General features: G+C 68.3%; 24 protein-coding genes and 1 pseudogene. 9 read left to right on the plus strand and 16 right to left on the minus strand.

The window, feature by feature from the left end; all coding sequences use genetic code 11:
• Window positions 1-112: 112 nt before the first annotated feature.
• Window positions 113-823 (minus strand): sirohydrochlorin chelatase, encoded by a 711-nt coding sequence (locus ABIB51_RS04130; protein ID WP_354185753.1) that lies wholly within the window; start codon window positions 821-823, stop codon window positions 113-115.
• 62 nt (window positions 824-885) lie between these two features.
• Between ABIB51_RS04130 and ABIB51_RS04135 the strand changes: the two genes are divergently transcribed.
• Together ABIB51_RS04135 and ABIB51_RS04140 are read left to right on the plus strand one after the other, a co-directional pair.
• Entirely contained in the window at window positions 886-1,557 is a 672-nt protein-coding gene (locus ABIB51_RS04135; RefSeq protein WP_354185755.1) for a trimeric intracellular cation channel family protein, read from the plus strand.
• A gap of 13 nt (window positions 1,558-1,570) precedes the next feature.
• Window positions 1,571-1,999, plus strand: coding sequence for a hypothetical protein (locus ABIB51_RS04140; RefSeq protein ID WP_354185757.1), 429 nt, complete (start codon window positions 1,571-1,573; stop codon window positions 1,997-1,999).
• Window positions 2,000-2,102: 103 nt separating this feature from the next.
• Here ABIB51_RS04140 and ABIB51_RS04145 read toward each other — a convergent pair.
• The 3 genes and pseudogenes from ABIB51_RS04145 to ABIB51_RS04155 form a co-directional block, all read right to left on the minus strand.
• Window positions 2,103-2,231, minus strand: a pseudogene (locus ABIB51_RS04145) (hypothetical protein); the annotation flags it as partial.
• A 15-nt stretch (window positions 2,232-2,246) separates the two neighbouring features.
• Window positions 2,247-2,432 (minus strand): putative endonuclease domain-containing protein, encoded by a 186-nt coding sequence (locus tag ABIB51_RS04150; RefSeq protein WP_354185759.1) that lies wholly within the window; start codon window positions 2,430-2,432, stop codon window positions 2,247-2,249.
• Window positions 2,433-3,508: 1,076 nt separating this feature from the next.
• The gene (locus ABIB51_RS04155) at window positions 3,509-3,769 is read right to left on the minus strand and encodes a hypothetical protein (protein WP_354185761.1); all 261 of its coding nucleotides are present in this window, start codon (window positions 3,767-3,769) and stop codon (window positions 3,509-3,511) included.
• Between the two features lie 223 nt (window positions 3,770-3,992).
• Here ABIB51_RS04155 and ABIB51_RS04160 point away from each other — a divergent pair, with 223 nt between their 5' ends.
• Window positions 3,993-5,312, plus strand: coding sequence for a hypothetical protein (locus ABIB51_RS04160; protein ID WP_354185763.1), 1,320 nt, complete (start codon window positions 3,993-3,995; stop codon window positions 5,310-5,312).
• 123 nt (window positions 5,313-5,435) lie between these two features.
• Here ABIB51_RS04160 and ABIB51_RS04165 read toward each other — a convergent pair whose 3' ends face one another.
• From ABIB51_RS04165 to ABIB51_RS04175, 3 genes are read right to left on the minus strand one after another with little or no spacing between them, the layout of a single operon-like run.
• On the minus strand, window positions 5,436-6,536 hold the full coding sequence (locus tag ABIB51_RS04165) for a polyprenyl synthetase family protein (RefSeq protein ID WP_354185765.1): 1,101 nt from the start codon (window positions 6,534-6,536) through the stop codon (window positions 5,436-5,438).
• Window positions 6,533-7,903 carry a geranylgeranyl reductase family protein gene (locus ABIB51_RS04170; RefSeq protein ID WP_354185767.1) on the minus strand — a complete coding sequence of 457 codons (1,371 nt, stop codon included), beginning with the start codon at window positions 7,901-7,903 and terminating at the stop codon, window positions 6,533-6,535. The genes ABIB51_RS04165 and ABIB51_RS04170 overlap by 4 nt, the downstream gene beginning before the upstream one ends.
• A 12-nt stretch (window positions 7,904-7,915) precedes the next feature.
• Window positions 7,916-8,707, minus strand: a complete 792-nt coding sequence (locus ABIB51_RS04175; RefSeq protein ID WP_354186184.1) for a demethylmenaquinone methyltransferase — start codon at window positions 8,705-8,707, stop codon at window positions 7,916-7,918.
• Window positions 8,708-8,804: 97 nt separating this feature from the next.
• On the opposite strand from ABIB51_RS04175, the gene ABIB51_RS04180 reads away from it, so the two are divergent.
• From ABIB51_RS04180 to ABIB51_RS04195, 4 genes are all read left to right on the plus strand, one after another.
• A complete protein-coding gene (locus tag ABIB51_RS04180; RefSeq protein WP_354185769.1) occupies window positions 8,805-10,169 on the plus strand; it encodes an isochorismate synthase in 1,365 nt (454 codons plus the stop codon).
• 173 nt (window positions 10,170-10,342) lie between these two features.
• Complete coding sequence (locus ABIB51_RS04185; RefSeq protein ID WP_354185771.1) at window positions 10,343-11,146, plus strand: ABC transporter substrate-binding protein; 804 nt, start codon at window positions 10,343-10,345, stop codon at window positions 11,144-11,146.
• Between the two features lie 97 nt (window positions 11,147-11,243).
• Window positions 11,244-12,035 (plus strand): amino acid ABC transporter permease, encoded by a 792-nt coding sequence (locus tag ABIB51_RS04190; protein WP_354185773.1) that lies wholly within the window; start codon window positions 11,244-11,246, stop codon window positions 12,033-12,035.
• A gap of 11 nt (window positions 12,036-12,046) precedes the next feature.
• Window positions 12,047-12,850 (plus strand): amino acid ABC transporter ATP-binding protein, encoded by an 804-nt coding sequence (locus tag ABIB51_RS04195; RefSeq protein WP_354185775.1) that lies wholly within the window; start codon window positions 12,047-12,049, stop codon window positions 12,848-12,850.
• A gap of 111 nt (window positions 12,851-12,961) precedes the next feature.
• Here ABIB51_RS04195 and ABIB51_RS04200 read toward each other — a convergent pair whose 3' ends face one another.
• The 6 genes from ABIB51_RS04200 to ABIB51_RS04225 all read right to left on the minus strand — a co-directional run bounded on the left by ABIB51_RS04200 (window position 12,962) and on the right by ABIB51_RS04225 (window position 21,801).
• A complete protein-coding gene (locus ABIB51_RS04200) occupies window positions 12,962-13,117 on the minus strand; it encodes a hypothetical protein (protein ID WP_354185777.1) in 156 nt (51 codons plus the stop codon).
• A gap of 338 nt (window positions 13,118-13,455) precedes the next feature.
• On the minus strand, window positions 13,456-15,165 hold the full coding sequence (gene menD, locus ABIB51_RS04205; protein ID WP_354185779.1) for a 2-succinyl-5-enolpyruvyl-6-hydroxy-3-cyclohexene-1-carboxylic-acid synthase: 1,710 nt from the start codon (window positions 15,163-15,165) through the stop codon (window positions 13,456-13,458).
• The gene (gene argS, locus ABIB51_RS04210) at window positions 15,162-16,976 is read right to left on the minus strand and encodes an arginine--tRNA ligase (protein WP_354185781.1); all 1,815 of its coding nucleotides are present in this window, start codon (window positions 16,974-16,976) and stop codon (window positions 15,162-15,164) included. Before argS ends, menD begins: the two co-directional genes overlap by 4 nt.
• Before the next feature lie 148 nt (window positions 16,977-17,124).
• A complete protein-coding gene (locus tag ABIB51_RS04215) occupies window positions 17,125-19,209 on the minus strand; it encodes a PhoX family protein (RefSeq protein WP_354185783.1) in 2,085 nt (694 codons plus the stop codon).
• Between the two features lie 139 nt (window positions 19,210-19,348).
• Window positions 19,349-20,407 (minus strand): o-succinylbenzoate synthase, encoded by a 1,059-nt coding sequence (locus ABIB51_RS04220; RefSeq protein WP_354185786.1) that lies wholly within the window; start codon window positions 20,405-20,407, stop codon window positions 19,349-19,351.
• A 53-nt stretch (window positions 20,408-20,460) separates the two neighbouring features.
• On the minus strand, window positions 20,461-21,801 hold the full coding sequence (locus tag ABIB51_RS04225) for a glycoside hydrolase family 32 protein (protein WP_354185788.1): 1,341 nt from the start codon (window positions 21,799-21,801) through the stop codon (window positions 20,461-20,463).
• 140 nt (window positions 21,802-21,941) lie between these two features.
• Here ABIB51_RS04225 and ABIB51_RS04230 point away from each other — a divergent pair, with 140 nt between their 5' ends.
• Window positions 21,942-22,910, plus strand: coding sequence for a phosphatase PAP2 family protein (locus ABIB51_RS04230; protein WP_354185790.1), 969 nt, complete (start codon window positions 21,942-21,944; stop codon window positions 22,908-22,910).
• A gap of 76 nt (window positions 22,911-22,986) precedes the next feature.
• On the opposite strand, the gene ABIB51_RS04235 is transcribed toward ABIB51_RS04230, so the two are convergent.
• Both ABIB51_RS04235 and ABIB51_RS04240 read right to left on the minus strand, forming a co-directional pair.
• A complete protein-coding gene (locus tag ABIB51_RS04235; protein ID WP_354185792.1) occupies window positions 22,987-23,454 on the minus strand; it encodes a hypothetical protein in 468 nt (155 codons plus the stop codon).
• A 236-nt stretch (window positions 23,455-23,690) separates the two neighbouring features.
• A complete protein-coding gene (locus tag ABIB51_RS04240) occupies window positions 23,691-24,227 on the minus strand; it encodes a TetR/AcrR family transcriptional regulator (protein ID WP_354185794.1) in 537 nt (178 codons plus the stop codon).
• Window positions 24,228-24,246: 19 nt separating this feature from the next.
• On the opposite strand from ABIB51_RS04240, the gene ABIB51_RS04245 reads away from it, so the two are divergent.
• Window positions 24,247-24,891, plus strand: a complete 645-nt coding sequence (locus ABIB51_RS04245; RefSeq protein WP_354186186.1) for an NAD(P)-binding protein — start codon at window positions 24,247-24,249, stop codon at window positions 24,889-24,891.
• Window positions 24,892-24,955: 64 nt separating this feature from the next.
• On the opposite strand, the gene ABIB51_RS04250 is transcribed toward ABIB51_RS04245, so the two are convergent.
• Window positions 24,956-26,170, minus strand: coding sequence for an MFS transporter (locus tag ABIB51_RS04250; RefSeq protein WP_354185795.1), 1,215 nt, complete (start codon window positions 26,168-26,170; stop codon window positions 24,956-24,958).
• Window positions 26,171-26,181: the final 11 nt, after the last annotated feature.

Raw genomic sequence — 26,181 nt, forward strand, 5'->3', positions numbered from 1 at the left:
TCACAAAGGGTCAGAAACGGGAGGTCACCTAGGGAAACAAATCGTCACGAACCGCCGGAGGCCCTTGATGTGGTGCGGCCCGTGTGCATGATTCGCCGCGTCCGGAAGCCGCTCATCCCCGCGCTGCGAGGGCCGCGTCGAAGCGTTCCAGCGCGATCTCGGCGAGCACCGGCGCGGGCAGCAATGCCGCCGTGACGAGGTCCGCGCCGGCCTGGGCCAGCTGGTCGTGGAAGAAGCCGGGGGCCAGGAAGTAGGAGGCGATGACCACCCGGCCCTGCGGTCCCGCGGCGACCAGAGCGCCCTCCTCGCGCACCGCGTGCACGGCGTCCTGCACCGAAGGCTTGGCCGAAGCACCGTACGCTGCAATGATCCGGTTGGGCCGCAGCGCCCGCAGCTGTTCTGCGACCTTCTCCACGTTCTCTGAGGCGGTGGGGTCGGAGGAGCCTGCGGCGGCGAGGATCACGGTGTCGCTATCGATGGCGCCGGCTTCCCGGAGCCGCTGGTCCAGCAGGGCCGCCAGCCGCGGATCGGGTCCCAGCGGGGCGGCCGCAAACGTGTCCGGCCGGCCCTTGACCGCGTGGGCGATGTCCACTTTGACGTGGTACCCGACGCTCAGCAGCAGCGGAACGACGACGGCGGCCTCCCCCGCCGGAAGCCCGCCCACCACCGCCGGCAGTTCGGGATCCTGCACGTCGACGTAGGCCTCACGGACATCCAGCCCGGGCCGCAGGGCAGCGATCCCGTCCCGGAGTGCGTTGACCTCAGCGGCGCCGACGGCGCTGGAGGTTCCGTGCGAGCAGGCGATCAGGATGGGGCTATTCATAGCCGTTAGCGTAACCTTGGAGCCGCCCCATCCGCCCCCTTGCTATCGACCCGGGACGCTCCATGACTTTTTCCTTTAGCCTCGTCCTGGTCTGGCTGGACCTGGCAGGAGTCTTCTTCTTTGCGGTCTCCGGGTCCCTGCTCGCTGCGCGGAAACAGTTCGACATCATCGGCTCCCTGCTGCTGGCCTCGGTGGTCAGCCTCGGCGGCGGCGTCATCCGCGATATCATCATCAACGCCGGCCCGCCCGCGGCCTTCACCAACCCGGCGTATCTGGCTCCGCCGCTGCTCGCCACCGTGCTGGTGTACTTCCTGTTCTCCAGCGTCCAGCGCTTCACCTCCCTGCTGATCCTCTTCGACGCCGGCGGCCTGGCGCTGTTCTGCATCACCGGGACTCTTAAGGCCCTGGCCGCGGGGATGAACCCGGTCGCGGCAGTCCTGCTGGGGGTCACGACGGCGGTGGGCGGGGGCCTGCTGCGGGACATCACCGCCAATGAGGTGCCCCAGTTGTTCGACCCCAAGGACCTGTACGCCCTGCCGGCTTTCGCCGGGGCGTTGCTGACGATGCTGCTGTCCATCACAGGGACCTTCAATGCCGTGACGGCCAGTGCCGTGGCGGCCACGGTTTTCGCCTTCCGGGTCACGGCCTGGCGGCGCCATTGGTACGTTCCGCTGGCGGTCCGCGGCTGGCACCGCCTCGGCCAGGACACGGCGGAAAGTGGCACCCGGGATTAGCTAGGATAAGACCATGACTGACATGTTCCTCGAGAAATTCCGCGCTCTTGTTCCGAAGTATCTCGAAGACGAATGGCAGGAAGAAGACGGCCTTCTGGCCGTGGACCTGGAAGCGGCCCTCGGCGAGCACCAGTTCCAGGTGCCGATGGTCCTGAGGGAGTTCTACCTGGCCCTCGGTGGCTGCGAAGACCTGATGGAGGCGTACCACTACTTCTGGGATCCCGAGGAGCTGGAAGTCGATGACGAGGGCTTCCTGATGTTCCTCGAGGACGAGGAAGAACAGTTCACCTGGGGCTTCCGCATTGGCGACCTCAGCATCCCGGACCCGATCGTGTACCGCCGCAACAACGCCCGCGGCCAGTGGAAGAGCGAAGAAGGAACTTTCTCCGAGTTCGTCTTTGACCTTTTCGAGTGGGCATTCAACGACGAAGACGAGGACTGAGCCTCCGCGCTTTGCGGATTCTCCCCATCTTTGGCGTGCCCGGCCGGCGTGTCGGGCCAGACTGCCGGTAGCTCGAGGCACCGGCCTCCAAAGCCAGGGAAATTCAGCGGATAACCCTGCCGCGCAGCACCTGCCACACCTCGTTGATGACCTTTTGCGGGTTGTGGACAATGTACTGGTAGCCGTACCGCAGCACGGCGTAGCCCGTCAGTGTGCTGGTGCTGTTCCGCCGCCGGTCCTTCCTGACCTACTGCGCCTCGAAGTGGGTGGCTCCGTCCAGCTCCACGATCAGGAACCCTTCCAGCAGGAAATCCACGATGCCGATGCCGGGAAGTTCCGCCTGGGTCTCGGCGTAGATACCGGCCTTGCGGAATAGAAGCCGTGCAACGACCTCGATCGCCGAGCCGGCAGTTCCGTCAACGAGCCGCAGCACGGAGCGGGCGGCTCCGTTCCGGTGCCGGGAAGCCTCTGCCCGAGGTAGTCGAGGCCGGTGCGGCCCTGCAGGACGGCGCTTTCCACCACGACGGCGGATTCCACAGGCGGCAGGCACCGCAGCGCATGAAGAAGCGTGTCTGTCAGGCCGGCCACGGGACGCGGGTTCTCGGGCGGGACCACACTGTCACGGTGGATCACGAAGCAGGCCGCGTTTCCGTGGCGGCACAGCAGGTGCAACTTTTCGTGTGCATGAAGCCGCCAGAGCCTGTGGTGGCCGGCGGCAGATACGCAGGTCAGCAGCCCGTTGGCCAGCACCGCCGCCGCGAGATCCGGCGAAGCGGCCGGCAACGCGACCACACCGTGCCGCAGCCGCACGATGTCGCCGGCCAGCATGGCGTTCCTGATACTCCGTTCAGGGAATCCCGCCCGCAGAAGCGTGCCGGTCCGCGCCACCGAGCCGGCGTATTGGAGGTAACTGGTTAGGTTCATGGCTCCAGCACAGCGTCCGGCAAGACATCCGGGGAGCCGTTCAACGGCCTATGTGGACTGTCACGCCGCCAAATCTCCCCGGCTTTGGCGGCGCTCGACGGCGTGTCCCGACGAATCGCCGGGCCCAGGACGGCGGGACGGCTAAAAGCTGGGGAAACTCCGCCCCGGACCGCACCAACAACTCTGTGACACATTGATTTACGGGGCCGCTAGACAGTGTGACATTTTTGTCATAGGCTCATTCATGGGTTCACCAAATGCCTCCGGTGGACCTGATGCGAACGGAGAAATGGCCCCGGTTCGACACAACGGATGACTCGGACGTTGTGAGGAACCGGGGCCATTCCGTTTAAGCGTACTTGCGCGACTGGCACTACTGGCCCGGGGCGACCGGACGTTGGCTTCCGCAAGGCCAGTCCGGAATGCACCGTTCCGCCCCCCGATGACATTGCGGCAAACCATACTAAGGAATGCCTTGCGCCTTCCACTGCTTTGGCATTTTCCCGGATGGTCGCTATATCAGGCGGCGCCCCGACTGGTACTCCGGCGCATGGCGGAGACTCCTGTATGGTTTAGCCATTCGTATCAGGGGGGGAAACTTTCAATGAAATGCTTTACTGAACTGCGTCGTTCACTAGCAATCGTCTTAACATTCGTAGTAGCAATAATTGCCTTGTCGGCTGCACCGTCCATGGCAGCAGACCCCATCGAACCACCAATACTCATGAGTGCAGTAATGCGCTCGCCTGCCGTCATGTATGCGGACGACAGCGTCCAAATAGTCTTCCGGGCGCAGAACATTGTGCCCAGGAGCAGCTTCTTTTTCGAAGACAGCGTTGGAGGCACGGCGGACGCCTGTTTCCCCCAGTGCGGCGCCGGAGGGGGTGATACTGCGTACGCCTGGTTAGGTGAACTGCAACCCGGTCCCATCACGCTGTCCCATATCGATTTAACTTCGCGATCCGGTGGCCGTGTCGTTTATTGGAGCGACGGGAGAGTGGAAAAATACCCGTCCGACATGAAGGATCCCGCCCCACTCACCATCGATTGGGCAAGCTTTAATTTCACGATGGAGCCATTGCGTGAGTTTTCCAACACCCCGAAACCGACCATCAACGGCCCGGTTTCCGAAGGGCACAAAGTAACGGCGACAATGCCGGCCATGGAGCCCGCAGGTCGCATAGACGTCGGGTACGAATGGATGTATGCGGACTCGCCAGAAAAAACGATCGGTACCGGTCCCACTTATTACATCTACGCTCATGAGGTCGGCCGCCGGCTGATGGTCCGTGCGCATGCCAGCGCCCGAAATTTTGTTCCCTACAAAAGTGAAAGCGCGCCGTCAGAACCTGTCACGGACATCCCCGTCCCCGTGACTCCGGCCCCCGTAGTCTTCAGGGACGAGGAAAACACCGCCCAGGACACTTACACCATCCCGGCCACGGAAGGTGTGGACTATATCGTCGGAGGAAGGGTATTGCCGGCGGGCACCTTCCCGGGCAGGGGGACTGTCACGGTCAGCGCCCGGCCGTCGAGGGTTTGGGTCGTGGCCCCCGGGGCGACATCCGAGTGGACCAAAGAATATAAGACTCCCATCAGTACGAAATACGCCACACCAGGGACGGCAGCGCTTCTGGGTCAGCCCACCGCCGCTGAGGTTGTTGGCCTGCGCAACTTCGGAACGTCCCGCAGTTACGAACGCGGCGCGATCGTCTGGTCACTCGCCACCGGAGCGCATGTATCCATGGGCGGGATCCGTACCACCTGGCGCCGGAACGCAGCCGAATACGGCCAGCTCGGCTACCCGACCAGCGAAGAAATCACCGGGCTCCGAAACGGCGGCGTCCTCCAGTACTACCAAGGCGGTGCCATCGTCTGGTCCCCGGCCTCCGGGTCCCAGGTGTCCATGGGCGGCATCCGCGCCACATGGCTCCAGAACCAAGCCGAGAAAGGCCAGCTCGGCTACCCAACCAGCCAGGAGGTCACCGGACTGCGCGACGGCGGAGTCCTCCAGTACTACCAAGGCGGCGCCATCGTCTGGTCCCCGGCCTCCGGGTCCCAGGTCTCCATGGGCGGCATCCGCGCCACATGGCTCCAGAACCAAGCCGAAAAGGGCCAGCTCGGCTACCCAACCAGCCGGGAGGCCACCGGACTGCGCGACGGCGGAGTCCTCCAGTACTACCAGGGCGGCGCGATTGTCTGGTCCCCGGCGTCCGGGTCCCAGGTCTCCATGGGGGCGATCAGGACCGCCTGGGCAGGAACCGGATACGAAAACGGTCGGCTTGGATATCCGACTTCCCGGGAGTATTCCTTCGGCGGAGGCGTGGCACAGGACTACCAGGGCGGACGGATCACCTGGGTACTCGGACAGGGTGCCTCCGTCCACTAGGACGTTGGCGGGCAGGGATGCCCGATGCAGAAAAGTGAGATGTCCCGCTCCCCACAGGGTGGCGGGACATCCGCGTTCCGGCGCGACGCCCGGCGGACCCAGCAGGATCAGACCGCCCGGGGCCTAGCTGCTGCGGTCCACCACGGCCCGCGCGAAGCTGGTCAGCGAGGCCTTCACCACACCTTCGGGCAGCGGGGCCAGGGCGGCGATGGCCTCATCGGCCCAGGTGCGGGCCACCACCCAGGATTCCGCGGTGACGGGGTGCTCCCGGAGGCCCGCGACGGCCGCGGCCAGCGCCTCGTCCGAGCTGAGGTCGCCGTCGATCAGGGTCAGCAGTTCGACGGCGGACTGGTCGCCGTTCTCGGCGGCCTTGCGCAGCAGCAGCACCGGCAGGGTCGGGACGCCTTCGCGGAGGTCGGTGCCCGGGGACTTGCCTGACTTGACCTTGATGCCGGTGACATCGATGACGTCGTCGGCGAGCTGGAACGCCACACCGACTTTTTCGCCGTATTCAACGAGCAGGGCTTCGTAGGCCTCGTCGGCGCCGGCAAAGATCGCGCCGAGCTGGCCCGAGGCCGCCACGAGCGAGCCGGTCTTGTCCGCGATGACGGACAGGTAGTGCTGCACCGGGTCCTCGTCGGGGCGCGGGCCCACGGTCTCGTGCAGCTGGCCCAGGCACAGCCGTTCGAAGGTGCGGGCCTGGATGCCGAGTGCCCGGGAGCCGAGCTCGGAGACCAGGATGGAGGCCCGGGCGAAGATCAGGTCGCCGGTGAGGACGGCGACGGAGTTGCCCCAGACCTCGTGGGCGGTGGGGGCGCCGCGGCGGAACGGCGCCGAATCCATCACGTCGTCGTGGTAGAGCGTCGCCAGGTGCGTGAGTTCGACGACGACGGCGGCCTGCACCACGGCGGGCAGCGAGGCGTCGCCCAGGTGCGCGCAGAGCAGCGTCAGCAGCGGCCGGATGCGCTTGCCGCCGGCCTCGACGAGGTGGCGCGACGTCGCGTCCGCCAGCGGATCGGAGTTGGCGATGGCTTCCCGGAGCTTCTTTTCCACACGCGCCAGGTTCGTGGTGATCGCGGGACCCAGTTCCGGGTCCCCCGCGATCGCCGCGAAACCGGCCGGCAGCTGCAATCCGGTGGCGATGGCGGTGGTGTTGAGGTCGGGTTCAGAGCTCGGCAGGCCGTGTCCGGCGTGCGTCCAGCTTTGGTCTGCAGAGTTGGTCACGGGTTAACCCTAACTTTTGTTGCGGAATCCGCGGAGTTGGTGCTGGACTGCGAAGGGCCGTCCGCGCTGGAGGGAGACTGGTTGGACGTCGCCGGGACCAACGATTCCAGCACCCGGATGACCCGGTCCTCGAAGCCTTTGGCCACAGGATCCGTCAGGTTGGCCAGCAGCCGCACCACGAACCGCATCAGCAGGGGGATGGGCATGCCCGTCCGGAGGGCGAGTTTCATGACCGTGGGCTTGCCGATCAGGGCTGCGAAGGCCCGGCCCAGCGTGAAGTGCGAGCCCCACTGGTCCCGGACATAGTCCGCGTACCGGGCGAGGTGCGCATCGGCGTCGGCCGTCGACCCTGGACCCCAGGCGCCGGCGCGCTGCCGGGCGGCGCCGTCGATGATGAACTCGGCCGCGAAACGGGCGGACTCCATGGCGTAGGAGATGCCCTCGCCGTTGAAGGGGGAGACCATCCCGCCGGCGTCGCCCAGGAGCAGCAGCCCTGGCGAGTAATGCGGGGTGCGGTTGAAGCCCATCGGCAGGGCGGCGCCGCGGATCTCGCCCACCTGGTTCTCGGGGGTGAATCCCCAGTCCGCGGGCATGCCTGCGGTCCATTCGCGCAGGACCTGCTTGTAGTCGATCTTGCCGAATTCCTTCGAGGAGTTCAGGATGCCCAGGCCCACGTTGGAGGTGCCGTCGCCGACGCCGAACACCCAGCCGTAGCCGGGCAGCAGCTTGCCGTTGCGGCCCGGAAGCTCCAGCCAGCCTTCCATCCAGTCGTCATTGTGCCGCGGGCTGGTGAAGTAGGTGCGCACGGCGACGCCCAAGGGCCGGTCATCGCGTTTGTGGATGCCGAGCGAGACGGCGGTGCGGGTGGAGTTGCCGTCCGCGGCGAGGACGATGTCGGCAGCGAAGTCCCGGGTTTCCCCCGTCTTGCGGCCGGAGCCGTCCAGCAGCGCGGCCCGGACGCCGGTCACACGGCCGTCCTCGGAGCGGAGGGCCTCGGTGACGCTGTGGCGTTCGAGCACGACGGCGCCGGCGGACTGCGCGTGCCGGGCCAGTTCCTCGTCGAAGCCGAGCCTGGTCCGGATCAGGCCGTACTGCGGGAAGTCGGAGACCTCGGGCCAGGGCAGTTCGATGGTGCGCCCGCCCGCGATCAGTCGCAGGCCCTTGTTGCGGCGCCAGCCGTCCTGCTCGGGGTGTGGGAGGCCCAGCTTCTGGATCTCGCGGACGGCCCGGGGGGTCAGCCCGTCGCCGCAGACCTTTTCCCGGGGGAAGCTGGTCTTTTCCAGCACCGTGACGTCCACGCCTGCCTGTGCCAGGTAGTACGCGGCGGTGGACCCGGCCGGACCGGCTCCGACGATCAGTACTTTCACAGCGGCAGCAAGCTAACGCGTGGTCCGGTTGATGTTGCGGCGCAGTTTGGCGACGGGGCCCGTGTTGGCGGCCAGCGCAGTCGCGCCCGCGGCGGGGTCAGTTGCGGGGCCGGCAGGCTTCTGCGCCCGGTGCACCGCCACGATGCCGCCGCTGAGGTTCCGGTACGTGACGCTCTCCCAGCCGGCTTCCTGCAGCCAGGCGGCCAGGTGGTCCTGGTCCGGCCAGGCGCGGATGGACTCGGCGAGGTAGACGTAGGCGTCCGGGTTGGAGGAGACCTTGACGGCGATGGCGGGCAGCGCCCGCATGAGGTATTCGGTGTACATGGTCCGCCACAGCGGCACCACGGGCTGGGAGAACTCGGCGATGACCAGCTTGCCGCCGGGCTTGGTGACCCGCAGCATCTCGGCCAGGGCCTTCTTCGGCTCGTTGACGTTGCGCAGCCCGAAGGAGATGGTGCTGGCGTCGAAGGTGTTGTCCGCGAAGGGAAGGCGGGTGGCGTCGCCGGCGACGAAATCGATGTCGGGGCGGCGGCGCTTGCCGACCTTGAGCATGCCGAGGGAGAAATCGCAGGCGATCACGTCGATGCCGGCGTCGGCGTACGGTTCGCTGGAGGTTCCGGTGCCGGCGGCGAGATCAAGCACGCGCTGGCCAGGCAACACGTCCATGGCTTCGACCACAACCTTGCGCCAGCGGCGCGTCTGTCCCATGGACAGGACATCGTTGACGACGTCGTATTTCGGTGCGACGTCGTCAAACATCGTGGCTACTTCGTCCGGACGCTTATCCAAGGATGCTCGGTTCACCATGTCATTGTCTCAAATGTTCGGCGCACCCACGAACCACGTCCTGAACAGCGGCTGAACCGGGCCGCTGGTGCGGCGGGAGTACTGTTATCTCATCATGACGAGCGCGTTCCGTACCAGAATTATTAGAACACTGACACTGCCCCTCGATGCAGAATCATTCCCCGGGGGGCTGCCGTCGTTTCTGGTCCGGGACGATGTCCTCTGCTGGACCCGCCGCGAAGCCGGTCTCGTGGGCTTCGGCGAAATCGCCAGGTTTACCGCCACCGGCCCCGAGCGCTTCCTGGAAGCGGACATCTGGTGGCGCCACCTGGTCCTCGAGGCGGACATCGCGGACGCCATGGAGTGGCCCGGCACCGGCCCTGTCGCGTTCGGCTCCTTCGCCTTCTCCAAGGTGTCGGCCCACGAATCCCGGCTGATCGTTCCCGAAATAGTCGTCGGCCTGCGGGACGGCAAGGCCTGGCTCACCCACCTGACGTTCGACGACGTCGAACTCACCGAAGCCGGCGCGCGCGCCGCACTGGTGCGCTGGCTGGACGCGCCCGGCGGCGCCCCGGCCGCCGGGTCCGACGTCGAGCTCCCCGCCGGCACTTCCGGCTCCGGGGCCCCGGCCCGGGAGGCAACCCTGGCCACCGGGTCCCTGAGCGAGGCGGACTGGATGGCCGCCGTGGCTGCGGGCGTGGCGGAGATCCGCACCGGTGCGCTGGAAAAGCTCGTGCTGGCCCGCGACATCGTGGCCACGGTCCCGGATGGCGTGAACGCCGCGGAGATCCTGCGGCAGCTGGCCGTCCGCTACCGCGAGTGCTGGACCTACGGCGTCGACGGACTGGTCGGTTCCACGCCCGAGATGCTGATCCAGGTGGAGGGCCGCACGGCGCAGGCCCGCGTCCTGGCCGGGACCCTGGACCGCCGCGATGCCGACGGCATGGCCGGCTCGCCGCTGGAATTCGCCGAACGGGTCCTGGCCGGCTCCGAGAAGCAGCGCCACGAACACGACATCGCGATCCAGTCCCTCACCACCCAGCTGGCACCGTTCTCCGAGGCGATGAACGCGCACAGCGAGCCCTTCATCCTCGAACTGCCGAACGTGTGGCACCTGGCCTCGGACGTGAAGGCCGAGCTGACCGAGGTGGAGGGCCACGTCCCCACGTGCCTGGCCCTGATCAACGCGCTGCATCCGACGGCTGCCGTGTGCGGCACACCGACCACGGTGGCCGGTACCCTGATCCGCCAGCTGGAGCACCTGGACCGCGGCCCCTACGCCGGCCCGGTCGGCTGGCTCGACGCGGCCGGCAACGGCGAATGGGGCATCGCCCTGCGCGGCGCGGTGATCGAATCCCCCAAGACCGTCCGGCTCTACGCCGGCTGCGGCGTTGTGGAGGGCTCGGCGCCCGAGGCCGAGCTCGCGGAGACCTGGGCCAAGTTCCGGCCGATGCTCGAATCGCTCGGCATCAGCAGCTAGAGTCCGGGATAGGAGACACTGTGCGGCCGATGCGGCTTGCACTAATGTCATCAATAGTTATCCAATGGTGAAACTAAGTTTTCTGTGATGCACATCTCGTATTCGGCGATACACTATAAGCCGAATAAGTCACGCCCGCTCCTGCAATAACCTGCAACAAAAGGGAAGAAACCATGCAGCTCAAGCCCCTCGCCTCGGCAAAGTTGGCCGCCAAGGCAGCCGCAATCCTCGCCGTCGGCACCCTCACCCTCACGGCCTGTGGCGGCAGTTCCACTCCCGCGGCCTCCTCCGCGGCTGGCGTCCAGCTCATCAACGCCGGCAAGCTGACCGTTTGCTCGGACGTGCCCTATGAGCCGTTCGAATTCCAGAAGGACGGCAAGATCGTCGGCTTCGACATGGACATCGCAGCCGAGGTGGCCAAGGACCTGAAGGCCGAACTCAGCGTTGTGGACAGCTCCTTCGAGGCCATCGAGACCGGTACGGCCCTCACCGGCTGTGACGTCTCCATCTCCTCCATCTCCATCACGGACACCCGCAAGGCCGTCATGGACTTCTCCACCCCGTACCTGGACGACGACCTGACCCTCGTGGCCACTGAAGCGTCCGGCATCAAGAACATCGACGGCGCCAAGGGCAAGAAGGTTGGCGTGCAGCAGGCCACCACCGGCGCCAAGTACGCCACCGAGAAGGGCCTCGACGCGCAGCAGTTCGAGGACACAGGGCTTCTGGTCCAGGCCCTCCAGGCCGGCACCATCGACGCCGCACTGGGCAACCAGTCCGTCCTTGGCTACGCCATCAAGGACGACCCCAAGTACAAGCGCGTCGAGAACTACGCCACGGGCGAGAAGCTGGGCATCTCCATCAAAAAGGGCAGCACCGCCATGGCTGGCCAGGTCAACTCCACGCTCAAGCGCCTGACCGACGACGGCTCCCTGAAGAAGTACGAGACCACCTGGTTCGGCGAAGCCACCAAGTAGCCAGCACCTGGCCTGAGACCTACGCAGTCGAGGCCCCGTACCGCTGTAGAACAGTCCGTACGGGGCCTCACCTGCGCAAAACGAATGTGAGAACACCATGGCAATGACCGCACGCCAACGAGCCAGAGTCAGCCTGTACGTCCAGGCCGGAATCTTTGTGGTGGCGCTGGCCGCGCTGATCCTGGCCACGGACTGGAAGACCATCGGCACCAGCGTCTTCAACTTCGCCAAAATCGGCCCCATGTTCCCGGACATCTTCCTTGTGGGCCTCAAGAACACCCTGATCTACACGGCCCTGGGCTTTATCGTGGGCCTGTCCGGCGGGTTGCTTCTGGCCCTCATGAAGCTCTCCACCTTCCCGCTCTACCGCTGGATCGCCACCGGGTACATCGAGTTCTTCCGCGGCATCCCGGCGCTGCTCGTGTTCATCGCCTTCGGCTACGGCGTTCCGCTCGCGTTTGGTGTGCAGTGGAATGTGACCGTCGTGGTGATGATCTCGCTGGGCATGGTGGCTGCGGCCTACATTGCGGAAACGCTGCGCGCCGGCTTGCAGGCTGTGCCCAAGGGACAGCTGGAGGCCGCCCGGTCGCTCGGCATGCCGCAGTGGCGGGCCATGGTCTCCATCGTCATCCCGCAGGCCTTCCGGATCGTGCTGCCGCCGCTGACCAACGAGGTCATCCTGCTGACCAAGGACTCCTCACTCATCTACGTGCTGGGCCTGACCGCCTCGCAGTACGAGCTCACTAAGTTCGGCCGCGACGGCATCTCCAGCCTGGGTGCAGGCCTCACGCCGCTCCTCGTGGCCGGTGCCTTCTACCTGGTGATCACCATCCCGCTGAGCCTCTTGGCCCGGAAGTTCGAAAGCCGCTCAGCGCGGACGAAGCGATAGGCAGGACAGTCATGAACGACGTCGTACAAAACTCCCGGCCCACTGGTGGCGGTGTGAAGGCTGCAGGCGTGTCCATCACGGACCTCCGCAAGTCCTACGGCACCAACGAAGTACTCAAAGGCATCAGCCTCGATGTGAAACCCGGCGAGGTTGTCTGCCTGATCGGCCCGTCGGGCTCGGGCAAGTCCACCCTGCTGCGCTGCGTCAACCTGCTGGAGCAGCCCAACGAGGGAACCATCCACGTGGGCGGTTTCGAAGCCACGGACCTCGATGTGGACATCGACAAGATGCGCCGCAAGGTGGGGATGGTGTTCCAGCAGTTCAACCTGTTCCCGCACCTGAGTGCCCTGCAGAACTGCACCATCGCGCAGACCAAGGTCCTCAAGCGCAGCCAGTCCGATGCCGCAGCGGTGGCCATGAAGAACCTGGAGCGCGTCGGGCTGGGGCACCTGGCCGACCGTTTTCCGGACCAGCTCTCCGGTGGCCAGCAGCAGCGTGTGGCGATCGCCCGCGCCCTGAGCATGGACCCCGAGCTCATGCTGTTCGACGAGCCGACCTCGGCCCTGGACCCGGAGACCGTGGGCGACGTGCTTTCCGTCATGCGGAACCTGGCCCGGGAAGGCATGACCATGCTGGTGGTGACCCACGAGATGGGCTTCGCCCGCGAAGTAGCCGACCGTGTGGTGTTCATGGACGGCGGCGTCGTGGTGGAGGAAGGCGTGGCCGAGCGGGTCATCAGCGCCCCCACCCAGGCGCGCACCAAGGAATTCCTCCGGCGCGTCCTCGACCCGACACACATCGATATCGCGGAATAGCTGTCCGCGCCGCCCGAAACGCCTGGCGACGCGCAAATGCCGTGGCGCTACTGGAATTCCGGTAGCGCCAGGGCATTTTTGCGTCGAGGGGCACTTTGCGCGTCGCCGGTATTACGGCCACCGCGCGGATCGGTCACGACGCCGGGGCACACCGGCCGCTGCCAGCTTCCGGTCCAGCTGCCCGGCAGCCATCAGGTCGGCCCAGACCCAGCGGACCACCTTGATCCCCGCCGCCCGGATCCGGTCTTCCCTGAGCTTTTCGTCCACGACGGCCTGTGACGAGGTTCTGCCCTGCAGATATTCCGATTTCAGGTACTTCTCGACGCCGTCGAACTCGCCGGCCAGCCGTGCGCCGTCCCAGTAGCATTCCGCGTAGCCGACAAGCCCGGCCGGATCGCGGATTTCGTATTGGGAACCACAGCCTCGGCAAACGGCGTGAAAGCGGCCAGATCAAGAACCGTCCGCACTCTTCCGGTGACCAGCAGCCCGTCGCGGCGGACCACCTTCAGCCGGGCCGGCGGAAGATGCCAGCCCGGGCACCGTGGCGCCCTCCCGCGGCCGGGCGATGTGGAGAACGTCGATGCGCGGGTCGCCTGGCACGGGCCCTACTCGGCGGCGAGCACTCCTGACACGGCCGCACCCACGGCCGCTCTGATGCGGGTGTGCAGCTCACGGAGTCCGTGCCGGTCCGTGCGCACCTCGATGATGCTGCGGCCCTCCCAAGGCTCCGCCAGGGCCGTGGCGAGCTCCGCCGTCGTGCTGACCAGGCGGTGCGGGACGCCGTACGCCGCCGCGAGCGAGGCAAGGTCCACGCTGTGCGGGGTGCCGAACAGCCGTTCGACTGCGTTCCCGTAGCGGCCCGAGGATTCGACGGCCCCGTGTTCCAGGAGCCCGAAGATGGCACCGCCGGCGTCGTTCAGCACCACGATCCGCAGTGTGGGCTCGGCTTCCCCGGCGCCGAGGAGGAGCCCGCCGGCGTCGTGCAGGAAGGTGACGTCGCCCAGCAGCACGGTGGTTTCCTGCCGTCCGCCGATCGCGACGCCGGTGGCCGTGGCGAGGGTGCCGTCAATGCCGGACAGGCCGCGGTTCGCGAACACGGTGGCCTGTGGCTCCGGGGCGGCCCCGCCGGCGAGGTCGACGTCGCGGATGCCGTTGGAGGAGCCGAGCACCAGCTGGCCGCGCGAGTGGTTCCAGACCAGGGCGCCCACGGACGGCCCGGTGGCCGCGGCGGAAACGGCCAGTTGGGAATCGACGACGTGCTGGGCTGCGGCGCCGGCCAGCAGCCAGGCGTCGAGCCAGGGCGCCGGGCCGCGGCCGGCGAAATCGGCCAGGTCCGCCAGGTTGTCCAGCGGCAGTTCGGTGCGCCGCCCGGGCTCGTACCAGGCCACGGGAACCGGCGAGTACAGGGCCGAGGGGACGCCGGCGCGGGCCAGCAGGGCACTCACCGGGCGGGACAGCGTGGGCCGGCCGAACAAGACCACGCGTTCGATCGGCTGCGGGGACTCCGGCCCGAAGTGCTCCAGCAGCAGGCGGTAGGGCCCCACCGCGTTCGGCCCGAACCGCGCGTTGGAGGACGGCTCGGCCAGCAGCGGCAGGCCGTGGGCGCGGGCAAAGGCCTCCGCGACCGGGCCGGCGTCGTGCCCGGCCAGCACCACGGTGCGTCGCTCCGGCAGGCCGGAATCGGCCGGCGGGAAGTCCAGGACCAGGGGCCCGCGGGCGGTCCGGTACACCCGGCGGCCGGATTCGGCGGGGAGCCGGTCCCCCGGTGCCGGGACCAGGGGGTCCCGGAACGCCAGGTTGAGCTGGACCGGCCCAGGCGGGGTGTCCTCGAAGGCGCCGGTGGCCGCGCTCAAAGCCGTTTCCACGGCGCGGTGCGGGTCAGTGCCGGCCGGGACATCGACGGCGAAGCGGACGTGGTCACCGAACAGGTCCAGTTGCGCCGTGGTCTGGTTGGCGCCGGTCCCGTGGAGTTCCTCAGGCCGGTCGGCCGAAATGACGACGAGGGGCACGGCGGCGTGGTTTGCCTCCATGACCGCCGGCAGGAGGTTCCCCACCGCGGTTCCGGAGGTGGTGAGCACTGCGGCCGGCGCGCCGGTCGCCAGGGCCAGGCCGAGGGCCGTGAAACCGGCATCGCGTTCATCGATCCGGACCAGCAGCTCCACCCGTCCGGCGGCGTCGGCCTCGGCGAGGGCGTAGGCCATCGGCGCCGACCGCGAGCCGGGCGCCACCACCACGCAGCGGACCCCGGCCAGCAGGAGCGCCGTGACGGCAATGCGTGCGGAGTCGAGGGCGCTCAGCCCGTCGGCCGGACTCACATGTTCTCCGGCGTCTCGATGCCCAGCAGTTCCAGGCCGCCGGAGAGCCGGCGCAACACCAGGGCGCACAGGGCGAGCCGGGATTCCCGGACCGATTCCTCGGCCTTCAGCACGGGGCACTGGTCGTAGAAGGCGGTGAAAAGCTGGGCGAGCTCGAACAGGTACGTGCAGAGCCGGTGCGGTTCGAGCAGTTCACCCACCCTGTCCAGCGTGGCGCCGTACTCCAGGAGGTGCAGGGCGAGCGCACGTTCGGCGGGTTCGACGACGGCGATCGCCGTCGCCGGCAAACCCCCGGAGGTGAACGTTCCGGCAGAGCCGGTACCCGCAGCGCCGGTTTCGAGGTGGCGTTCCAGCACTCCGGCCTTGCGCAGGATCGAGCGGATCCGTGCGGCCGCGTACTGCACGTAGGGTCCGGTGTTTCCGCTCAGGGCCAGCATACGATCGAAGTCGAAGACGTATTCGGTGTCGTGCCCCACCGACAGGTCCGCGTATTTGACTGCGCCGATCCCCACCTGACGGGCGGTCAGGGCACGCTCGGCGTCGGTGAGCTCGGGCCGGCTGGCGTCGATCACGGCGCGGGCGCGGTCCACGGCCTCCTCCAGGAGGGCCATGAGCTTGACCGGGGCACCGGAGCGGGACTTCAGGATCTTACCGTCCTCCCCCAGCACGTTGCCTATCTGCACGTGCACCGCCTCGACGGTGTCCGGCAGCCAGCCGGCGTCCCGCGCCGTGGCCATGACCATGCGCAGGTGGACGTTCTGCGGGGCGCCCACGACGTAGAGGATACGGTCGGCCTCGAGCTCCCGGACCCGGTACCGGATGGTGGCCAGATCGGTGGTGCCGTAGCCGTAGCCGCCGTCGGACTTACGGATGATGAGCGGCAGCGGCAGTCCGTCGCGGCCCGTGAAGCCGGCGGGGAACGTGCAGAGGGCGCCGTCGCTGACCCGCGCGATGCCGGCCTCCTCCAGCTCCTGGCACAGCTGTGCCAGATGCGCGTCGTAGGAGCTTTCGCCGGCGATGTGGTCATCGGTCAGGCTGATGCCGAGCACGGAGTAGATGGCGTTGAAGTAGCGCTTTGACTGGGCCACGAGCCGCTGCCAGACGGCAAACGTCTCCTGGTCCCCGCCCTGCAGCGCCACCACGCGGAGCCGGGCCCGGGTGGCGAAGCCGTCCTCGTCCGTGGCGGAGTCGTCGAATTTCGTCCGGGCCGCCCGGTAGAAGGCACTGGGATCATCGACCAGCAGCGCAGCCTCCGGGGAGTCCTCGCCGATCTCGAGCCAGTGCTCGATCAGCATGCCGAACGGCGTGCCCCAGTCGCCGATGTGGTTCTGCCGGATGACGGTGTCCCCCAGCGCCTCGAGCACCTTGACTAGGCTGTCGCCGACGACGGTGGTGCGCAGGTGCCCGACGTGCATTTCCTTCGCGACGTTCGGGGAGGAATAGTCGACGACGACGCGCTGCGCCGGGCGCGGGGCGCCGGCCGCGGGCTCGCCGGCAGGGGCCGCCGCGGAGGCGCCGGTGGCCGTGGATGCCTCGTCGTTGAGCAGCTCCTCGATCCAGGTGCCGTCAAAGGTGAGGTTGATGAAGCCCGGCCCGGAGATCTCGACCGTGGTGCAGATGCCGTCCAGGTCCAGGGCCCCGACGATCTTCGCGGCGGCGTCCCGCGGCGGCATGCCGACTTTCTTGGCCAGGGCCATCGCGGCGTTGATCTGGATGTCCGCAAACTGGGAGGGCCGGATCACCGGATCTGTTCCGCGGTACTCTCCGCCGAACGCGCTGGCAATCGCTGCCTGGACTCTGGGGACAACCATTTCGGCCGGATTATTCACACTGTTCAAATTATCAGTTCAGCCCGCCTCCGACTTCCCCCCGCCTTCCGGCGGCCAGGCGGAGGCGGGGGCGGAGGGGCGGAGGGCCGGCGGACCGACGCCGGACGAGGGGCGGGCGGACCGGGTCCGGCTAGGCGCCGGTGCGGAACACCTGCACCACGGACGGCCGCGGGGCGCGCACCTGGCCCCGTTTCGGCGCCGTGCCGGCCGCCACGTAGTCCGGGAAGAAGGACAGCTGCGCGTCGAAGGAACCGTCCTCCCCAGGGTGCTGCACGGAGACGAACACCGTGCGTTCCTCGTCGTGGACGATGGGTCCGCAGGTTTCGGCGTCGCGCGGTACGGCGAGGAACTGCTCCACCCGGCCGCGCTCGGCACCGTCCAGGGTGACCTTGAACAGCCCGTCGGCCTTGCCGATGCCCGACGGGGCGCCGTCGGTGGAGATCCAGAGGTTGCCGACCGAGTCGAACGCCAGGTTGTCCGGGCAGGAGATGGGTGAGACCTGGTCCGCGGGGAAGCCGGAGAAGTAGGTGAAGGCCCCCTGCGCGGGATCACCGCACACCATCAGCAGGTTCCAGTTGAACCGGGTGGAGGTCTGGTCGCCGGCCTCGGTGATTTCGACGATGTGGCCGTCGCGGTTGGCGTTGCGCGGGTTGACCTCCGTGGCGCCCTCCTTGCCGGTGTTGCCGCGGTCCGAGTTGTTGGTGCAGGCGACGTAGACCTTGCCGGTGTGCAGGCTCGGCTCAACATCCTCGCAGCGGTCCATCTTGGTGGGTCCTACCTTGTCCGCAGCCAGCCGGGTGTAGACGAGCACCTCTTCGACGGACATGCCGGGCACCTTCGATGTCCCGCCGACGACGAGGGGCAGCCATTCGCCGGTGCCGTCGAAGGACCCATCCGAGGGGACGGTCCCCTTCCCGTCGATCTCGGCCGGCGATGAGCTGCCGGTGAACCTGGCGACGTAGAGGTCACCTTCGGACAGCAGGGTCATGTTGTTCGCCCGGTCACCCTCACGGTACTGCCCGGCCGAGACGAACTTGTACAGGTAGTCGAAGCGCTCGTCGTCGCCCATGTAGGCCACCACATGGCCGGACTTTGCGACGATCACGTTGGCACCTTCGTGCTTGAAGCGGCCGAGCGCGGAGTGCTTGCGAGGCGTGGAGGTGGGATCGAAGGGGTCCACTTCCACGATCCAGCCGAACCGGTTGGCCTCGTTCTGGTACCCGGGGTTGTTGGTGTTGAAGCGCGGGTCATCGAGTTCCCACTGCCGCGCGGTGGGCTTGTTGGTGAGTCCGTAGCGCTTCTCCGCGGCGGACGTCCCGGGCGTGACGAAGTAGCCGTTGAAGTTCTCCTCGCCGGAGAGGACTGTGCCCCAGGGGGTGGTGCCGCCGGAGCAGTTCCCCAGCGTTCCGCGGATGCTGCGCCCGGTGGGGTCGGCTGCGGTCCGGACCAGGGCGGAGCCGGCAACGGGGCCCGTCAGTTCGTAGGCGGTGTCGTTGAGGTAGCGGCGGTTGAGCCTGGCTCCCTGGACGTAGCTCCAGGGCTTGTTCTTGTTCCCGCGTTCCAGCTCCACGACGGAGAGTCCGTGCGCGGCGGCGGCGACGGCGCGGACCTCGGCGGCGGGCATCGCGGCCGGGAACATGATTGCCTCGTTGGTGTATTCATGGTTGGCGAAGAGCACGGCGCGGCGGCCTTTGCTGCCGGGAACTTCGAGGATGTCCGTGTAGTCGTTGTTGTAGCCGAACTGCCGTGCCTGCGCCGCGGCCGTCTGGTTGTTGAGGTCGAAGTCCGGGGCGTCGCGGAAGATCGGGTCACCCCAGCGGATGACCGGTTGCCAGCCGAAGCCCTGCGGCACGGTGAAGGCGTCGACGGCGGCGTCCACCGGTGCGATGGCCGTGAAGGCGAGCTTGGACCGGCGGAAGCCGTTCCTGGCGGCGGCCGCGAGTCCCGGTCCGCCGTCGGCCGCAGCGGGTTGTGCTGTTCCTACGGAACCGCCGAGGGCGACGGCGAGCGCACCGGCGGCGCCGAAGCCCAGGGCGGCGCGGCGGGACATCGTGGCAGAGGCGATGTCACGGAAGTAGCCGTTGGAGCTGGTGTTGCAGACCTCGCCCGAGCAGGCGTTATCGCACTTCAGCGCGCACGTGACGGCGCTGCGTTTGCCTTTGGTGAGGCCGAGCATGGGGAGCAGGGTGGGCTTGCGCCCGGACGTGACAGACACGGAGAGACCTTCCATGGGAGTGAGATGCGGTCCCGGCCACCCTGCCAGCCACGAGCTACCGAGAGACGTCTCCCAGATGAAGGCCCGGTGAACGTGCGATGTTCCGGCGCACCGGCCGGCGGATCGTTGAAGGCACTCCTCAGGGGCGTTTCGATGCCAGGACGGCGTGGACCCGGCCCAGCCGTTCCAGCCACCAGTCCCGGCGCTCCGGCGCTCCGGCGTACTCCGCCAGCAGCTCCGGCGCCGCGGCGACGTCACGGAGCCGGATGGCGCCGTCGTCGGGCACCAGCGGGTCCCGGGTGACATCGGCGGCCAGCAAGGACACGGTCCCGAGCCCGCAGGCGTACGGCAGTTCCGGCAGGGCTGCCGCGAGCGCCAGTCCCGCGCGGATTCCCACCGACGTGTCCAGCGCCGAACTGACGACGGCGGGGAGCCCGGCCTGCGCCACTATGTCCAGGGCGCGGCGCACTCCCCCGAGCGGCGCCACCTTCACCACGATCAGGTCCGCGGCGCCGGCCCGTGCCACCTTGAGCGGGTCCTCTTCCTTCCGGACGCTCTCGTCCGCGGCGATGAGGAGCGGGATTCCGGCCGTCCGCAGCCGGCGCCGAACTTCAGCCAGGCCGGCGATGTCGGGCACCGGCTGTTCCGCATACTCCAGCCCGACGGCGGAGAGCCGGGTCAGCGCCTCAACCGCCGCGGGGATGTCCCAGCCGCCGTTCGCGTCCACCCGGATGGCGGCCTCCGGCAACGATTCCCGGACCGCGGCGACGCGGGCCACGTCTTCGGCCAGGCTCTGGCCGGGCTCGGCGACCTTGACCTTGACGGCATCCACCCGGCCGAACCGGGCCAGGATGCCCGGCACCGCGTCGGCCGTGACCGCGGGGACCGTGGCGTTGACCGGGATGCTGCTCCGCAGCGGCTCCGGGAATCCCTGCCAGCCGGCCTCGATGGCGGAGGCGAGCCAGCGGGACGCTTCCGCATCACCGTATTCGGGGAAGGGGCAGAATTCGCCCCAGCCCAGCGGCCCGCGCAGGAGCAGGGCCTCGCGCTGCAGGATGCCGCGGAACTTCACCCGCATCGGCAGGCTCACCACATGGGCGCCGGCCAGGAGCTCGTCCAGCTCCGGGAGCTGCCCGGCACCGGTGCGTGTGGGACTCAAGGGGAGATCCGGGGAGCGCGGGGCGGGGTTGCTGGTCATTTTGCCACTCTACCGGCGGCCCGCACCGGCAGCCCGCCATGCCGGCAGGGGTGCTACGCCCGGCCGGCGTGCCGGAGTTCCCAGACATCCGCCGACGCCCCGTGCGGCAGCTCAAGCTGCCACACCTCGCCGGCTGCCGGGTAGGCGCGCACGGTGGTGGGCACGGAACCGTGGTGGTAGGCCTCCACAATCGAGGCGTCGATGAAAATCCGGAGCTCGTCGCCGCCGGCCACGGTGTCGCTGAAGACCGTCCGCTGCCGGCCCTCCGAACCCAACAGGAGCCGGACGCGCCCCTCGCCCCCGGTCATGTGGGCCTCGGCGTGCGCCGGCAGGCCCAGGGTCCCGGCGGCACCGGCGTGACGTTGCGGGCCGCGGAAGGCCCGGAGTTCCGCTGCCGGTTCGACGGCCAGGGCGCCGCCGTGTACGGAGAGCTGCCGCGGAAAGGTCAGGACACCGGCCCATCCGGCGGCGTCGGTCTCATCCGGGGTGCGGCCGGGCCGGTCCCGGCTGCCCGTCGATTCCGGCGACCAGCCCCAGAGCAGGGTCCGCTCCGGCAGCGGCAGGATCTGCGGCGCATAGAAATCGGGGCCGGAATCGGCCTTCCCGCCGGTTTCCGGCACAAAGACGGGCAGGCCGGCGATCCCCGGGACCAGGGCACCGAGGAGATAGCCGACGCCGTTGGGGTGCTCGCGGTGGTCCGCAAACAGCCCCAGCGAGGCCATCAGCAGCCAGGTTTCTGCTCCGGAGGAGTCCGCGACGCGGACCAGTTGCGGGCATTCCCAGATCTCCGCGGGCAGGTGTTGTGCGGCCAGCGGATCATCGGCGCTGAACCAGATCCCCTCGTACTTCCAATTGCGGAGATCGTCCACGCTGTAGAGCAGGACGGCCGCCTGTCCCGAGGCCAGTCCGGCGCCCTGGAGGGCGAAGCGCCGGCCCTGGAAGCGGAAGATGAACGGACCCCGGACCGCCCTGATCCGCGGGTCCGGGGGCACCCCGGCCGCCACCTCCCCGCCCTGCCTCCACGTGGCCAGGTCCCCGGATCCACTTGCCAGGACGACGCGGGAGTGGCCGCCCGCCGAGTCGATGCCGGAATAGGCGGCGGTGGGGACGCCGCCGTCGTCGGTCACCACCCCGCTCCAGCAGCCGAGCGCGTCCGGACCACCGGGCCGCGGCCGGAGCGCCACCGGCTCTTCCCGCCAGCGGACCAGGTCCGGCGAGCTCAGGTGTCCCCAGCAGATGCCGTGGTGCCGTGCGGAGTCCGGGTTGTACTGGAAGAACACGTGATAGCGGCCCTCGACGAAGCTCAGTCCGTTCGGATCGTTGATCCAGCCCTTCGCAGGCCGGGCGTGGAAGCGGGGGAAGGCAGGGTCCGGATGATTCGCCACGGTGTCCATGGCCACAGACTACCCGCGTGCGAGACGGCAGGTCACGGCAGAATCGGGCGGACACATTGCCGTGAAGTGCCCGCCCGGAGGCCGGATTGGCACAGCCTGCCCACAGGCGGCGTGCAGTGTTCTATGGGACCCTGATACGGATGAGTTTTCGCCAAGAACACCCGAGCAGCCGCCCGGCTGCGGGGTACCCCCAGCCGCTGACGGATCCTGCCCGGACCCTGCCGGAGCCCGTGCCTGCGCGTCCCGGCAAGGGTACCGGGCCGCTTTTCCTGTTGGCCACGCTCGCCTGTATGGCGGCACTGGCCGCAACCTACTTTTTCTTTGTCCGGACCACCACGGGGCAGTTCATCGACGAATCGGCCCTGGTGGAGGCCGTCGAAATCCATGGCACCGCGGGCAAGGCCGCCAACAAGCTCCTGGACTGGCTGCCGGCCCTGTCCGTGCTGATCGCCACCGTCGTAACCCTCTTTATCACGATCCTGCGGCGGCGCTGGGCCGCGGCCGGGATCGCGGTGGCGGCCTGCGTGGGGGCCAACGTGGCCACCCAGATCCTCAAGGACCTCGTGCCCGTCCGGCCGTACCGCGGGATCGAGACTCTGGAGCTGAACTCCCTGCCCTCAGGCCACACCACACTGGCGGCCTCCGCCGCAGCCGCCGTGTTCCTGGTGGTCTCGCCGCGCTGGCGGCCGCTGGCCGGCTTCCTGGGCGGCACCTTCGCCGTCGCCACTGGCCTGTCCACGCTGATCAACCAGTGGCACCGGCCCGCCGACGTCGTGGCAGCGTTCCTCGTGGTGGCCGTGTTCATGCTCCCGGCCGGCTGGCTGATCCTGCGGACCGGACCGCGATGGAATGTCTGGCCCGGCTACGGGGAGCACTGGGCGGCCGCGCGGCTCTGGCTCGGGCTTCCGGTGCTGGCCGGACTCGCTTGGGCCTTACTGGCCGGCTACTCGCTCCTGAAGATCGCGCCCGGCCCGGGGCAGGAAGTCAGCACCACCAATTATTTCTGGGCCGGGAGCTCGCTGATCGTGATCTCCGGGTACCTCGCGACGGTTGCTGGTGTGTGGCTTTTCGGCCATGCCGCACGACGGCGGGGCGCGCCACGGCGCTGACCGCTCAGGAACTGTAGCGGGGCAGATGAAGGCCCGGGAGCCGCAGTGCGCCCGGGCCTTCCCAGATTCTGCGGTGCTACCTGAGCCGTGCGCACACGTCCACGACCTTGCCCGCGCTGGCGTCCACCGAGAGCACGTTCAGGGTCTTTGGCGAGTCAATGGTGAGCACCAGTCGTCCGGTGTACTGGTATGCCCCGCCCCCTTCAGGACTATCCAAGGGGAAGTAGACAAACCCATTGTGGCCTGTGGCGCTGAAGGTCCAGGTTTTTCCGTCTGGGTTCTGGGTGTACTTGGACACGGATCCGGCAGTGTTTACCGTGTAGGTCTTCCCGTTGCTCAAATTGGTATAGGTGAGGATGACTCCCTTGCCGACGTTGAAGAAGTTGCCGTTCTTGAACTTGATTTGGGTGATCTTGCCATTGGCGCCGGAGAGGCGAAGGTCGTAGCCGCATGCCAGGTCGGCAGGAATGACAACGGCTTCCGGGTTCGACAGCTCTGGTGGCCGGGTGACAGCTGCACCAGCGGGGGGAGCCGCAAACAGCACAAGGATTTACCGAACATGGAAATCTCCTAGATGTATTACGTCGAAACGCATCACCCATCCGGGCGGAGACCATGCGCGGCATATAGTCACGGGCGAACCCTGACAGCGGCACTCGTGCCGCCCCACGTAGGACCGGCTTGGATGCGCCGGTGCACAGGCCCGACCGTACTAAGCCCACTTAGTTTGCACCCGAGTAGCCGTTACTTGTTAGCGGCACCCGGCACGATGCGTAGGCGTCAGGCCAAAGCTGCGGCCAGGGCTTTGGCGAGCCATTCCCTGTACGCCGGCAAAGGCCAGCCCGCGTCCTGCACGAGCGCCCGGTAGACCTGGGGATGGCCCAGGGACCAGATGGCGGCGGCAGCTTCGGCGTCGGATATTCCGGAGCTCAGTCCGCCGCGTGCCCGTGTTTCCGCGGCAGCCTCCTCGTAGCGCCGGAGCCGCCGCTGCCCGCGGTCCTTCTCCAGCTGCGCCGCGGACTCTTCCACTGCCGCGGCCTGGCCGATGACAGCCACGATCCCCGCCGCGCGCGGGTACACCTCGGCAAACCAGTCCGCCAGGACGCCGACGAGGGACTCGAAATCCGGCGCCTTCCGGGTGCGCTCCCGCATGAACTCGAGGACGCCCGGCTGCGCACCGCCCGCGGCAGCGCTGTCCAGGACGGCCGAAAGCAGTGCCGACTTGTTGCCCACCGAGTTGTAGACGGTCTGCACGGCGACGCCGCTCTCGGCGGCGATTCCGTCGATGGTGGTCCGGACGTAGCCTTCGGTGGTCAATCAGCAGCTTGATGCAGTGGTGATCGGCGCAGGCCAGGCCGGTCTGGCCGCGGGCTACCACCTCGCGGCCAGGGGGCTGCGGTTCGAGATTCTGGACAGTGCAGACCGGGTAGGCGACGTCTGGCGCCACCGCTGGGATTCACTGCGGCTCTTCACCACGGCTCAGCATGACGGCCTCCCCGGCCTGCCCTTTCCGGCGGCCCGCAATACGTTCCCGGCCAAAGAGGAGTTTGCCGCGTACCTGGACAGCTACGCGGCGCGCTTTCCAGCTGCCCGTGCGGACCGGCACACGCGTGGGCCGGGTGACTGTGGCGGCAGGCGGCTTCGCGGTGCGCACCCCCGTAGGGCGCAAGGTCGCAGCGAATTTCCACAAACGTGGAGCGCCCCTGATCCGGATCTCCTCGAGGGACCTCGACCGCGCCGGGGTGGTCCGGGCGCCGCGCATGACCGGAACCCTGGACGGCCTGCCGGCGCTGGACGGCGGCACCACCGCCAATGTCCGGACTGTTGTCTGGGCCACGGGCTACCGCCCCGCGGCCGGCTGGATCGACGGACTGGAGCTGCCGCCGTCGGGCTGGCCGGAAACGCAGCGGGGCACCGTCCCGGGATGCCCGGGCTGTACTTCCTCGGCATGCCGTTCCAGTACGCCTCACTTCGGGCCTGATCGGCGGCGGGGACGGGACGCGGAGTACATGGTGCAGCAGCTCGCCAAGCGGCCGGCCGGGCCGTCAGTAGTTCCGGCGGTGCTTGAGCCTGGGGATGGTGACGGCGAAAACGACGGCGGCGGCGAAGCCGAGCGCTCCGGTGGCCGCCACTCCGGCGCCGAGCGAGGCCACTGCAGTCACCCCTGAGAGCAGCACGGGCCCGCCGGTGGCGCCGGCGTCGGCCATGAAGCGCCAGATGCCGAGGAACTGGCCGCGGCCGTTGTCCGGCGAGAAGTCGGCCCCCAGCGTCATGTTCAGGCCTGAGCTGATGCCGTTGCCGAAGCCGATCAGGAGAGCCGCGAGCAGCAGCCCCCCGAACCCGGCACTGAGCGGGATCAGCAGCATGGCGGTTCCCATGATCAGTGTGGACGGCACCGCCACCCACTGCCGCCCCTTCCGGTCCATCAGTTTGCCGGCCGGGTAGAAGACGAGCATGTCGATGGCCCCGGACAGCCCGTAGATCAAGGAGGCGTGGGTGGCGTCCATCCCCAGGTGATCGGCCCAGAGCGGGATCACCACCTGGCGGGAGGCCCGCAGGGCACTGAGGAGCAGCACGCCCATGCCGACGCTGAGGAACACCCCGGAGTGGGACCTGGCGACGCTGCGCATCGTCGCCTGCTCCACCGGTCCGCCGTCGGCCGGCGCGTGCGCGGCCACGAGGTCGGGAATGGCGACGGACAGGGCCGCCGCGGCCGCCATGGCCACGACACCGACCCAGTAGGCGCCGCTGATGCCGGCGAACTGCATCACCGCGGCACCTATGAACGGGCCGATGAAAATGCCGATCCGGTTGACGCCGCCGAGGGTGGACAGTGCCCGCGCCCGCAGGATGACGGGCACCGCCTCGGTCAGGTACTTCTGCCGGGCCAGGCTGAAGACGCTGGCGGCCATTCCAATGACGAGCATCGCCGCGGCGAGGAGCCACAGCCCGCCCGGCACCATTGTGGACACGGCAGCGCCGGCCAGCGCGACGGCGCTCGCAGCGGCGGCCCCCACGATCGCCCACCGCTCGCCGAACTTCAGGGTGATGAGCGAGGCCGGGAGATTGAAAAACCAGGATCCGAGCCCGATCAGCGTGACAACCAGGGCGGCCACGGCCACCGAGGCGCCGAGATCCCGGGCGGACAACGCCACGACCGGCAGGATCGCCCCCTCACCGACGCTGAACAGCAGGGCCGGGCCGAAGGCGGGAACGGCGATGCTGCGGAGGCTGAAGGGTGCGGTGCGTGTGGTGGTCATCCCCTTCATCC

The organism is Arthrobacter sp. UYCu712, from assembly GCF_040547005.1.
Classification (GTDB): Bacteria; Actinomycetota; Actinomycetes; order Actinomycetales; family Micrococcaceae; genus Arthrobacter.